General features: G+C 29.7%; 15 protein-coding genes. 14 read left to right on the forward strand and 1 reads right to left on the reverse strand.

Going from position 1 to position 12,303, the window contains the following annotated elements:
- Positions 1–48 precede the first annotated feature (48 nt).
- From CVIC12175_RS01010 to CVIC12175_RS01065, 12 genes are all read left to right on the forward strand, one after another.
- A complete protein-coding gene (locus CVIC12175_RS01010) occupies positions 49–714 on the forward strand; it encodes a PI-PLC domain-containing protein (protein ID WP_086315794.1) in 666 nt (221 codons plus the stop codon).
- On the forward strand, positions 707–1,342 hold the full coding sequence (locus CVIC12175_RS01015) for an HAD family hydrolase (RefSeq protein WP_086256515.1): 636 nt from the start codon (positions 707–709) through the stop codon (positions 1,340–1,342). Before CVIC12175_RS01010 ends, CVIC12175_RS01015 begins: the two co-directional genes overlap by 8 nt.
- Positions 1,339–2,064, forward strand: a complete 726-nt coding sequence (locus CVIC12175_RS01020) for a glycosyltransferase family 2 protein (RefSeq protein WP_086256516.1) — start codon at positions 1,339–1,341, stop codon at positions 2,062–2,064. Before CVIC12175_RS01015 ends, CVIC12175_RS01020 begins: the two co-directional genes overlap by 4 nt.
- Positions 2,057–2,398, forward strand: coding sequence for a nuclear transport factor 2 family protein (locus tag CVIC12175_RS01025; RefSeq protein WP_086257438.1), 342 nt, complete (start codon positions 2,057–2,059; stop codon positions 2,396–2,398). The genes CVIC12175_RS01020 and CVIC12175_RS01025 overlap by 8 nt, the downstream gene beginning before the upstream one ends.
- Entirely contained in the window at positions 2,391–3,722 is a 1,332-nt protein-coding gene (locus CVIC12175_RS01030) for a hypothetical protein (protein ID WP_086257437.1), read from the forward strand. The genes CVIC12175_RS01025 and CVIC12175_RS01030 overlap by 8 nt, the downstream gene beginning before the upstream one ends.
- Positions 3,709–4,041, forward strand: coding sequence for a hypothetical protein (locus CVIC12175_RS01035; RefSeq protein ID WP_086255084.1), 333 nt, complete (start codon positions 3,709–3,711; stop codon positions 4,039–4,041). The genes CVIC12175_RS01030 and CVIC12175_RS01035 overlap by 14 nt, the downstream gene beginning before the upstream one ends.
- Before the next feature lie 11 nt (positions 4,042–4,052).
- The gene (locus CVIC12175_RS01040) at positions 4,053–4,778 is read left to right on the forward strand and encodes a glycosyltransferase family 2 protein (protein ID WP_086257441.1); all 726 of its coding nucleotides are present in this window, start codon (positions 4,053–4,055) and stop codon (positions 4,776–4,778) included.
- Positions 4,779–4,780: 2 nt separating this feature from the next.
- Positions 4,781–5,080, forward strand: a complete 300-nt coding sequence (locus tag CVIC12175_RS01045) for a hypothetical protein (protein ID WP_086257436.1) — start codon at positions 4,781–4,783, stop codon at positions 5,078–5,080.
- Positions 5,081–5,222: 142 nt separating this feature from the next.
- Positions 5,223–6,137: a hypothetical protein gene (locus CVIC12175_RS08510; RefSeq protein ID WP_086315795.1), complete on the forward strand. Its 915-nt coding sequence runs from the start codon at positions 5,223–5,225 to the stop codon at positions 6,135–6,137.
- Positions 6,138–6,464: 327 nt separating this feature from the next.
- On the forward strand, positions 6,465–7,298 hold the full coding sequence (locus CVIC12175_RS01055; RefSeq protein ID WP_152023628.1) for an RICIN domain-containing protein: 834 nt from the start codon (positions 6,465–6,467) through the stop codon (positions 7,296–7,298).
- A 58-nt stretch (positions 7,299–7,356) separates the two neighbouring features.
- Positions 7,357–8,034 (forward strand): TonB-dependent receptor, encoded by a 678-nt coding sequence (locus CVIC12175_RS01060; protein WP_086257037.1) that lies wholly within the window; start codon positions 7,357–7,359, stop codon positions 8,032–8,034.
- A gap of 42 nt (positions 8,035–8,076) precedes the next feature.
- Entirely contained in the window at positions 8,077–8,565 is a 489-nt protein-coding gene (locus tag CVIC12175_RS01065) for a pyridoxamine 5'-phosphate oxidase family protein (protein WP_086249414.1), read from the forward strand.
- Positions 8,566–8,632: 67 nt separating this feature from the next.
- Here the strand turns inward: CVIC12175_RS01065 and CVIC12175_RS01070 are convergent, their stop codons facing one another.
- A complete protein-coding gene (locus CVIC12175_RS01070) occupies positions 8,633–9,562 on the reverse strand; it encodes a ribose-phosphate pyrophosphokinase (protein ID WP_086249415.1) in 930 nt (309 codons plus the stop codon).
- Positions 9,563–9,702: 140 nt separating this feature from the next.
- Here CVIC12175_RS01070 and CVIC12175_RS01075 point away from each other — a divergent pair, with 140 nt between their 5' ends.
- Both CVIC12175_RS01075 and ccoS read left to right on the forward strand, forming a co-directional pair.
- The gene (locus CVIC12175_RS01075) at positions 9,703–12,060 is read left to right on the forward strand and encodes a heavy metal translocating P-type ATPase (RefSeq protein WP_086302907.1); all 2,358 of its coding nucleotides are present in this window, start codon (positions 9,703–9,705) and stop codon (positions 12,058–12,060) included.
- 2 nt (positions 12,061–12,062) lie between these two features.
- Positions 12,063–12,296 (forward strand): cbb3-type cytochrome oxidase assembly protein CcoS, encoded by a 234-nt coding sequence (gene ccoS, locus CVIC12175_RS01080; RefSeq protein WP_086249417.1) that lies wholly within the window; start codon positions 12,063–12,065, stop codon positions 12,294–12,296.
- Positions 12,297–12,303: the final 7 nt, after the last annotated feature.

Below are 12,303 nucleotides of genomic sequence, written 5' to 3' on the forward strand. Positions count from 1 at the left end.
TGTTAAATTTGATATACTATAATTCAAATATTTAAATAGGAAAGTATAATGCAAATTATTTCTCATCGAGGTTGGTGGAAAAGTAGTGATGAAAAAAATCAACTTATAGCATTTCAAAGAGAATTTCAATATTGTTCAGATTTAGCATCTAAATCTTATAGGGGGGGGGTAGAGACTGATATTAGAGATTATAATGGTTCTTTAGTAATCTCCCACGATATTGCTACACAAGATTCTTTAAGCTTAGATAAATTTTTCTCCCTATATTCTGATTATAATATCTATACAAATTCTACTTTAGCTTTAAATATCAAAGCTGATGGCTTGCAAGTAGAGCTTAAATCAATATTGCAAAAATATAAAATAGATAATTATTTCTTTTTTGATATGTCAGTTCCTGATGCTTTAGGTTATATTAGACATGGATTAAATATTTTTACTAGACAAAGTGAATATGAGCAAATTCCATCATTTTACCAAGAGGCAAAAGGTATCTGGCTAGATGAGTTTTATACTCACTGGATAAATTCGCAAATCATAGAAGAACATCTAAATAATAATAAAAAAATTTGTATAGTTTCTCCAGATTTACACAAAAGAGATTACATAAAAGAGTGGCAAGAGTATAAAGAAATTGAAAGTAAATTTAAAAACGCAAATTTAATGCTTTGTACAGATAAAATAGAAGAAGCTAGGAGATTTTTTAATGCATAAGATAAAAGCAGTTATTTTTGATATGGATGGTGTGCTAATAGAGGCAAAAGATTGGCATTATGAGGCACTCAATAGAGCTTTAAAACTCTTTGGTATGGAGATTAGCTATGCTGAACATTTAACAACTTTTGATGGATTGCCAACAAAAAAGAAATTGGAAATTTTATCAATAGATAGAAACTTACCAAAAGGTTTGCATAGTTTTATTAATAAAATGAAACAGCAATATACTATGGAAATTGTATATCGTGCTTGCAAACCTAGATTTTACCATCAATATGCTCTATCTAGATTGCATAAAGAAGGGTATAAAATGGCTGTTTGTTCAAATTCAATTTTTAATACTATTGATGTAATGATGCAAAAAGCTGCTCTTAATCCATATTTTGAATTTTATGTCTCAAATGAAGATGTAAAACATGGTAAGCCAGATCCAGAGATGTATATAAAAGCAATCTCTAAGCTAGATTTGGATCCAAGAGAGTGCCTAATTGTAGAAGATAATGAAAATGGTATTAAAGCAGCCAAAGCAAGTGGAGCCAATGTAATGGTGGTAAAAGAAGTAAGTGATGTTAATTATGAAAATATTAAAGAGCATATTGCTAAATTTCAAAAGGAAAATCTATGATAAATATTGTAATTCCATTAGCAGGAAAGAGTAGTTTTTTTAAAGAAGATGAGATAATTTTCCCAAAGCCATTTACTGAAATTTGTGGTAAAACTATGATAGAGATGCTTATTGAAAATTATCAAGTTTTTCAAGAAAAGCAGTTTATTTTTATTTTAAAAGAAGATGATGTTAGGGATTTTCATTTAGATGAAGCAATTAAGGTATTAGCCGGCAAAGATAGCAAAATTATAATTATTAAAGAACAGACTCAAGGTATGGCTTGTAGCGCATTACTTGCTGTAGAATGGATAGATAATGATAATCCACTCATAATAGCAAATGCAGATCAATATTTTGAGATAAATTTAAATCAAGTAGTATCTAGTTTTGATAATTATAAAGCGGGGGTAATTACATTTGAATCAATTCATCCTAGATGGGCATATGTTAGACTGGATAATGATTCAAATGTAATAGAAGCAGTAGAGAAAAACCCAATTAGTAAAAATGCAATTGCTGGATTTTATTATTATAGACAGGGCAAGGATTTTGTGCAGGCTGCTCAAAAAATGATAGAAAAAGATGTGCATTTAAATGGTAAATTTTTTATTGCTCCAACCTTAAATGAGCTTATTTTAATGGATAAAAGTATCGGTATATATAAAGTAGATAAGGAATTTTATCATACATTTTATAGTATGGAAAAAATCAGAGAGTATGAAAGGATTAAAAATGCTTAAAAAATTAACTCAAGAATATATAAATAAATTCAATGCAAAAGATTTACAAGGTATCGGCGATATGTTATCTAATGATTTTTATTTAGAAGACCCAGTAGTAAAACATATCGATGGAAAAAGTGATTGTCTAAATGCAATTGGCAATATATTTAATAGTTTTTCGAATTTAAATTTTAGCGCTAAAAATATCTATATTGATAATAAAACTAGCTTTATAGAATTTATATTAATTTTAGATGAAAAACATTTAGAAGGCGTAGATATTATAGAGTGGAATGAAGATAATAAAATTTCAGCTCTTAGGGCTTATTTGTATGAGGTGGCAAATGGCTAGAGTTGCATTGTGTATAAGTGGGGCTTTTAGGGGTGAAGATTTTATAGAAAATTTAAAAAATATTATAAAAGAATTTAAATTATTAGAAGTTGATGTATTTATTCATTCATGGGATAGTTATAAAATTTGGTATGGTTTAGGTGGTTTGGGACGTGGATGGATAAGGAACTGGTATAGTGAAAATATTATTAAATACGCTCCAAAAGAATTAATTGGCGATAATTTAAATTTTAAAAATATTTGTCCTAGTATATATGACATATTAGAAAAAGAAGTTGATTGTTATATAAATGGCAATATATTGAAAACAATTAAACAATTGCCCAACGTTAAGTCGGTTAAACTATCAAATGAAAAAGAATATTTTAGAAAGTATCAATCAAATTTGGAAATTGTTAATTCTGCTAAAATGTTTTACGGATTTTGGCAAGTTTGTAAATTGTTGTTAGATTATGAGAAACGAAATAATTTTTATTATGATTATATTATAATACTAAGACCAGATAAAAAATATTTTAGAAAATTTGATTTAGAATTTATTAAAAAATTACAAGATAATGAAATTGTATATGAAGGTTCTAATAGATTAGCTGGTGATACTTGGTTTTATGGTAAAAGATATGCGATGGTGGAATTTTTATCTTCGTTTGAAAAAGCAAATAAATATAAACATTTAATTTTTTTTAAGTATTTTCCACAGGGTATATGCTGTGCATCAATAGGATATTTATCGCATCATATACTAAGCAATTACATATCATTTATAGGTTTAAAATCAAATTATGTAAACAATTTAAAATACTTAAATATATTTAATAATCCAAAAATACCAAATATTAAAAAAGCTTTGCTAAATGATTTGAGTAACTTGCAACAACATAAACACAAAGAATATATTTTGTTCTTTGATATATTAAATTGCAATAAAATACTAAAAAGTCAAAACGCAATTAGAAAAATTCAAAACCAGCTCTCTTATAAACTAGGCCAAGCTATGATAGAAAACTCTAAAAGTATATTAGGCTATTTAAAAATGCCATATACCTTATATTCTATTAAAAAACAACACAATATTGAACAAATTGCTTATAATAAAATTATAAAAGATAACCCAAATTTAAAACTTCCGCCATTAGAGTCATACCCTGATTATCAAGAAGCTTTAAAATGTAAAAATCATCTAAGTTATAAACTTGGAGAAGCTTTGATAAAAGCCAATAATAAAGGCTTTATCACCGGTGGGGGGGGGTATTGGCTGCTATTTGAAATTAGCCGCATAATAAAACAATATAAAAACAAAAAGGCAAAAAATGAAAATAGATAATTTAAATGATATGATTCGTGGTTGGTTTATTGGTGATTTTGAACCAAATGTATTAAAAACAGATCAAGTAGAAGTTGGAGTAAAAACCTATAAAAAAGGTGATTATGAAGAGAGACATTATCATAAGGTAGCTACTGAAATTACCGTAATTACTAAAGGGAAAGTAAAAATGAATGGCGTGATATATAAAGAGGGCGATATCATAACTATAAAGCCGTTTGAAGATACAGATTTTGAAGCATTAGAAGATTCTCAAAATGTAGTAGTAAAAATCCCAGCAGCTAAAAATGATAAATATCTAGGAAAATATGGAGAATAATGATGAGTAAAATAAATATTTTAATACCAGCAGCAGGTGCTGGAAGCCGTTTTGCCAAAGAAGGATATATCAAGCCAAAGCCTTTTATAGATGTGCTAGGCAAGCCTATGATTATGAGAGTTTTGGATAATTTAAAGGTTGATAATGCACATTATATTATTATATTGCAAAAGGCTTATTTAGAAAATGAAAAAAAACTTTGCGAACAGATATCTAAAGACTACAATGTTAGCTTTGTTAGCGTAGAGTCATTAACCGAAGGGACTGCTTGTTCTGTGCTGCATGCAAGAGAGTTAATAGATAATGATATACCATTAATGATAGCAAATTCAGATCAAATAATAGATATTGATATAAATGATTATATTAATGATTGTAAAAATCGTAATTTAGACGGTTCTATTTTATGTTTTATAGATAAAGAAAAAAGCCCAAAATGGTCTTTTGTAAAAATGAACAATGAGCTAATTGTAGAAGTAAAAGAAAAAGAGGTTATATCTGATATTGCTACAGTTGGAATTTATCTATTTTCTAAAGGAAGTTTATTTGTAGATTCAGCTATAGATATGATTGCTAGAAATGATAGGGTTAATAATGAATTTTATACTGCTCCAGCCTATAATTATGCAATTAAAAATGGAGCAAAAATTGGTTGTTTTTTGATGAATTTTGATGATATGCACGGTATAGGCACTCCAGATGATTTGCAAAAATATATAAAATTTATTAAAGGATAATTATGACACAAAAAAGATTAGCTATACAATTTTTTGGTCATACGAGAACATATAAAAAGACTTATGAGAGCTTTTTTAAACATATAGTTGAACCTAATTTAAAAGATGGTTGGGAAGTTGATATATTTATACATACTTGGGATATGAGTAGTAGCAGTGATAGAAGTTGGCATAATGGAAGGGATTTATTTGATATTCATCCACTAAGTCAAGATGATATAGAAAATATAAGAAAGATATATAGTCCAAAAAGTTTTTTAGTAGAGCATTTACAAGAAGGTGCTCACGGGGGGCGAATCTAAAAAAAGAGGAAATAGACTAAGAGAATCCTATGAAAAAGAAAATAGTATAAAATATGATTATATTTTATATACTAGAATGGATATTTTGTTTGCATCGCCTCTTAATATACAAAGATATATAGACTTATACACAAAAGGTAGTATGAAAAATTTTCCATTACCACAAAAGCATTGCTTTGCAGCATTTAATCCATTTGTGAGAATGCCTGTTATTGATATAAGATATATAAATGAGGGTGATATAGTTTATTTTACTAATTATCCACATGATGAGTTTAAGCCAGAGAAGTGTTTAGAACTCTTTATAATAATGATCGATTATAAATTGCATAGAGATTTTTTCTTACAAAGAAGAGATTTTATTCATGGATATAATAGCTCATTGGAAGCTAAATTAAAAATAGAACAAGATAAATTATCTAAAACAAATTTACAGCTAAATATAAAAAACCAAGAATTAACAAAAGCAAATACGGAGTTAAAACATCTAAAAGATACTATCAACTCCATATCTATCAAAAAACAATCTTTAGAGATTTCAAATTTAGAACAAGATCTAATAAATAAAAAACTCAAAGCACAAATTTTAGAAAAAGAGCTAGGATATGATTGCAATGCAATCCAAGAAAATAAAGAATTAAAAAAGAAAATTAAAATTCTACAACTAACAAGTAAGGAAAATATAAAACAACAAAGTATATATACCGCCAAATCCCGTATCCACAACCAACTAAGCTATAAGCTTGGCAAAGCTATGATAGAAAATTCTAAAAGCATATGGGGATATATAAGAATGCCTTATATATTAAGCTATATAAAAGATATGCATAAAAAAGAACAAATAGCCTATAATGAAAAAATTAAAGCTAATCCAAGCTTAAAGCTCCCACCACTAGAGTCATATCCAGATTATAAAGAAGCCCTAAAAGAAAAAGAGTGTCTAACATACAAACTTGGAGAGGCTATGATAGAAGCTGATAAGAGCCCACTAAAACTAGGCTATCTAAGCTTATGGTTTAAATGTAAAAATATTCAAAAAGAGTGTAAAAAGAGATAAGTAATACATCCATTCTTTAAAACGCTGATATAAATTTAGTATTAAATAGATATTGATTTTTGCTAAATTTATATCTTTATATCCAAAAATCTCTTTTAATAACTCTCAAAATTAAATTTAAATTCATTAATTTGATAATAATTTTCAAGATTATAAAATCTCTATATTGTAGGCATATTAGGGCTTAGAAGTAGATCAATTAAAAATATAGTAATAATATATATAATATAATTAAATTAATTTTAAGTATTACTAAGATACAATTTCTCCATATAAATTATCAAATAGTTAATTACTATATATTTAATATATGATATAGTATATAACTTGAGAATAGATAGCAATAACAACAATATAAAAAGAGTACTAAAGCATATATCAAACTTTTTATTACTACCACTAAGTATATTAATATCCATATCCATACTTAGTGGATGTTCATCTAAAAATATAGATAGTATTAATAATAGCAACCTTGTTACCGCTTCTTTTACTAATGGTAATGGAATGTTTTTAAAACTAGATGATTCTAAAGGATTTGTAGGAGATAGCATTAAAGCCCCAGATGAATTAAAAGCTCCTGATAGAAATCCTAATATAAGCAGTGAGAATATTAGGCCTATATTAAAAGCATCTATGCTAAGTGATGAGTTTACTCCACCACTAAGTCTTAGATCACTTGATACTGGCTTACCTCTTATAGTAAATTTAAATAAGTCAGATGAGACATTTAATTGGAATTTAAGAGAGGTAAAGGCATTTAACCCAAGTATAATAAGTAGTATAAAATCAATTGATAATTTTAGAAATCTTAAATTTGAGTATATACAGTTTGTATCAACTAATAATATTGATATGTGCTTAGCAATTGATGAGAGTGGGCTATTTACTCTAAAGAGTTGTAGTGATGATTTAAATAATAAGAAGTTTGAGACTGTATATCAGCTAATACCAATGAATACTGATGCAGTACAGATTAGATCACTTGTATTAAATGGTAAAGAGTGTATAAGTACATTTGAAAATCCAAATCTAGAGCCTTGGCAAAGAGTTGGTATAAATAGATGTACATTAGATGAAACCTTTATAGCTGATATAAAAAGATTATGGGCTATAATGCCTGAGCTTAAAGCTGCGATGGTGTTGTTGCCAGTGGAGTAGGTAAGGGTTATTTTACAGATATGATTTAAATTTAAAAATATTATATAAAAGGATAATTATGAGTAGTTTTATTTTAAAATATATAATTTTATTATCACTGGGATTTGTTGTTGCTAATGCTAGTAGCGGGTATTTTATAGGAGTTGGAAGCGGGATAAATCATAGCTATATCAAAGAAGGTAATGCAGATGTAATCTCAGATAATAATCTTGGATTGTCTGCAAAAATTGGTTATATTTATGATGATAATCATAGATTTTCCTTTGCTTATAAATATAATGCAAAGCTTACAGGAGATGAAAGTTATGATATCAAAATAAATGGATATGATCTAGGCAAGGCTAAATCAAACTATAAATTTACAAGCCATAATTTTTTACTAGGTTATGATTATACTCCACAAATTAATAGCAATTTAAGAGCATTGGCTGGGGTATTTGCTGGTTACTCTTTGGGTGTGTTAGATGTGAGCAATAGCCTGATAAAAGAGGTAGCAAATGCTGTGCCAAATATCTTAGATGGATTTAGTTATGGGGCTAAATTAGGTGTAATCTATGAGGTTGATAGTAATTGGGATATAGAGTTAGGCGGTAAAATTATGCAAACTATATATAATAACAAAGAGATAAATCTGGATTTCTCTCATAATGGAACAACATATAAAATAGAAAATGAGCCTCTTAATCTAAAACAGCTTGATACTGGAGTATATCTTGGGGTTAATTATAAATTTTGATATTAAAATTTATTAGTTACAATATACAAAAATAGGAATAAGATGGAAAATGTAGCAAAAAAGATAGCTCAATTTAAGGCTAAATTTGAAACTATAATGATTGCAAGTCTTAGTAGCAAAAATCAAGTAATCTGTTCAAATACGCCATTGTTGCAAAGTAATTTGGGTAATTTTATCTGCATTAGTAAGTCAGCTGAGCATTTTGATTCAATAAGCACAAATCCGAATAATATAGAAGTTATGTTTATAGAAGATGAGCAAAATGCAAATATACTAGCTAGAAAACGGCTAAAATATAGAGCCAATGCGGTATATTTACCTAAAAGCTCGCAAATTTTTGATCAGGTTTTTGCCGAATTTGAGGCTATGGATGAGATGTATAGCGTGATTAAAAATATGGCTGATTTTCATATTTTTAAGCTTGAATTTGGCAAAGGTAGGGCTGTTTTTGGTTTTGGGCAAGCATATGATATCGATGGCGATATAATTACTAAAGTTATAGCCAATCACCGTAAAAAAGTAAAAATTTAAGATTGTCATACCAAAATAAGTTATGACAATCTATAATAAAAGATGATTTTAATCTAATTTAAATTTTTTAATAAAACAGACTATTTACACTTTCATCGTGATATACTCTACGGATAACCTCGCCAAATAATGGAGCAGTGCTTAAAACTTTAATATATGGACTTTGCTCTTTTAATGGAATAGTATCTGTAGTTACTAGCTCATCTAAGGCTCCGCTGTTGATTCTCTCATATGCTGGGCCGCTTAGAACCGGGTGTGTGCAAAACGCCATTACGCTTGTGGCTCCATTTTTTTTGAAGACTTCAGCTGCTTTGACAATGGTGCCAGCTGTATCTATCATATCATCAATGAGTATGACATCTTTGCCATTTACATCACCTATGATATTCATCACTTCGCTCTCATTTGCTTTTTCACGGCGTTTATCTACTATTACCATATCTAAATTTAGGCTTTTAGCTAGACTTCTAGCGCGTGCTACGCCACCTACATCAGGGCTTGCCACAATAGGATTTTTAAGATTTTTACTCTTTACATAGTCTAAAAATACAATAGTTCCATATAGATTATCTACTGGAATATCAAAAAATCCTTGAATTTGTCCAGCGTGAAGATCCATAGTAACTACTCTATCTATACCAGCTGTTTGCATCATATTTGCTACTAGTTTAGCTGTGATTGGTACTCTTGGAGCAGCTTTTCTATCTTGTCTAGCATAGCCAAAGTATGGTACCACTGCTGTTATAGAGCTTGCACTTGAGCGTTTTAGAGCATCAGTTAGGATTAGTAGCTCCATTAAATTTATATTGGCTGGAGCACAGGTTGGCTGAATGATAAAAACATCTTTACCCCGCACACTTTCGCCTATTTGTACGCTAATCTCTCCATCGCTAAATCTCTTTATACTAGCTTCGCTAAGCGGAATTCCAAGATATTTAGCCACCATTTTTGAAAACTCTACATTTGCTGTCCCAGAAAAAATCTTATATCCACGCATTTTTGCCCTTTTTGGAAGTATAGGGTTAATTTTAGCCTAAATTTGCTTAAAAATTAGATGGATTTTGTAGGCTAAATTTAAGTTTATGAGCGATATGTAAGCAAATTTATTATAAAATCTTGTAAAAATTTAGGGCTAATATGGGAAATTTTATCTGTTTGCACTGTAAGGGCGAGTTTGATCAAAGTGCTGCTATAAGCGATGAGAGTGGGCATGAGTTTTGCTGTAATGGATGTATGAATGTATATGGATTTTTAAACTCTCATAATCTATCTGAATTCTACGATAAACTAGGCAATCAAAAGCACTTCAAAGCGCCAAATTTAACTAAAATTGATACTGAAGTATTTTATAAAAATTATGTAAAAAATAGCGATGGATTTTGTGAAATTTATCTGATTATAGAAGGAATTCACTGCTCAGCTTGTGTATGGCTAAATGAAAAAGTATTAATCTCAAGTGATGGAATTATAGAAGTATCGCTAAACTCAGCCAGTCAAAAAGCACATATAAAATGGGATAATAGCATAATTACCTTAGATCAAATTTTGCATAAAATTAGCTCTATTGGCTATACTCCAATCCCATATGATCCACAAAAAGCCGATGCAAGAGCAAGTCAAAAGCGTCGTGAATTCTATGCTAAAATGCTTGTAGGGATATTTTGTACGATGAATATTATGTGGGTGGCAGTGGCTTTATATGGTGGATACTTTAGTGGAATGAGTAAGGATATAAAAGATATCTTGCATTTTGCGGAGTTTATTTTGGCCTCTCCGGTGCTTTTTTATACTGGTAGTGAGTTTTTTAAAGGGGCATATTATGCTATTAAAAACCGCCAAGCTAATATGGATTTAAGTATTGCTTCTGGGGCTAGTATAGCATATTTTTATTCAGTATATGCGATGCTTAGTAGAAATGGCGAGGTATATTTTGACTCTGTAGCTATGATTATTACTTTTGTATTTATTGGTAAATTTCTTGAGGTTATTAGCAAGAAAAAATCAATAGATACTCTTGATCTGCTTGGTTCTCTTTTAGTAAATCAAATTTATGTAAAATCTAATGATAAATTTGAGTTAAAAGATGTCAATGATGTAAAATTAGGAGATATCATCAAGGTGCGTAGCGGTGAGCGTGTAATGATTGATGGTAGCGTAGTTAGTGGAGCAGGTAGCTTTGATTTAAGTAGCATTACTGGAGAGAGTTTGCCAGTAGTAATTGGCTCTGGTGGCAAGATTGTAAGTGGAGCTATGTGCATAGATGGAAGTGTAGAGTATGAAGCAACTGAGCTTTTTAAAAGTTCAGTTCTTAGTAAGATTATCGATCTTTTAAATAAAGCAAGCTTTAAAAAACCAAATATAGAGCTTTTAGCCAATCAAATTTCAGCTAAGTTCTCTTTAGCGATTTTGCTTTTAGGGCTTGGAACATTTGGGGTATGGCTGTTTAATTCTGAACAGATTAGCACAGCAATTATAGTAGCTATTAGTGTGATTATTATTGCTTGTCCATGCGCTTTAAGTCTTGCTACACCAGTTGCTACTTTAATAGCATTAAGTAGCGCAATGCGTGGCGGGATAATCTTTAAAGAGGCTAAGGTAATTGAGAGTTTAGCAAAGTGTAGTTGCGTTGTGTTTGATAAGACTGGTACTCTAACAAAATCAAAACTAAGTGTAATTAAAGCAATAAAACTAAAAGAGTATAATCCAGATTTACTATACTCTTTAGCCCTTGCTTCTACTCATCCAGTAAGTGTAGCAATTAGAGATTTTAGTGTTAATAAACAGCTAAATTTAAGTGATATAAAAAACCATAGCGGTCTAGGAATGAGTGCAAAATATGGCGATTTAACTATTTATGGTGGTAGTTCGCGATTTATGAGTAAGTTAGGATTTGGAGAGTTTGAAGCTAGTGGGCTTAATTATTATTTTGCTATAGATGGCGAAGTTGTGGCTAAATTTGAGCTTGAAGATGAGCTAAGAGATGAGTCTATAAGCGTGATAAAATCTCTTAAAAATAATGGATATAAGGTAGTGATGCTAACTGGAGATAATGAAATAGTCGCTAATAAAGTTGCTAAAAAATTGGGAATTAGTGAGTTTTATGCTAGTAAAGATCCATTACAAAAGTCGCAAATTATTAATGAATTAAATGAAAAAACTCCAGTAGTAATGGTAGGAGATGGGGTTAATGATGTAGTTGCGCTAAGTATGGCTAGTGTGGGTATTTGTATGGGTAGTGGAGCACAAATTAGCGTTGAAAGAAGCGATGTAGTGTTGCTAGATGATAATTTAAACTCACTTGTAAAAGCACTTAATCTTTCAAGATTAACATTTAAAACCATTAAGCAAAATTTAGGTTTTACTTTGATATACAATGCCCTTACTATTCCACTAGCTATGGCCGGGTTTATTATCCCGCTATTTGCGGCAATCTCGATGTCGTTTAGCTCTATTATAGTGGTATTAAACTCTACAAAAATTAGACTAAAAGGATAAAAATGGGTGGTGTGATAGCTATAATGCTAGGGATCTCTACTTTGCTTGGTGCTGCTGCACTTTTTGGGCTTTTGTGGGGAGTAAAAACTAGGCAATTTGATGATTATTCAAAATTTTTAGATGGTACCAAATTTGATAGTGAAGATGCACTAAATGATGCTATAAATTTAGAAAAACGCAAAAAAGAGTTGATAAAAAAGAATAATAAAGATAGCGGATATAGGCCACCAGATTAATAAACAA

Origin of the sequence: Campylobacter vicugnae (assembly GCF_002139875.1) — a bacterium.
GTDB classification, from domain to species: domain Bacteria; phylum Campylobacterota; class Campylobacteria; order Campylobacterales; family Campylobacteraceae; genus Campylobacter; species Campylobacter vicugnae.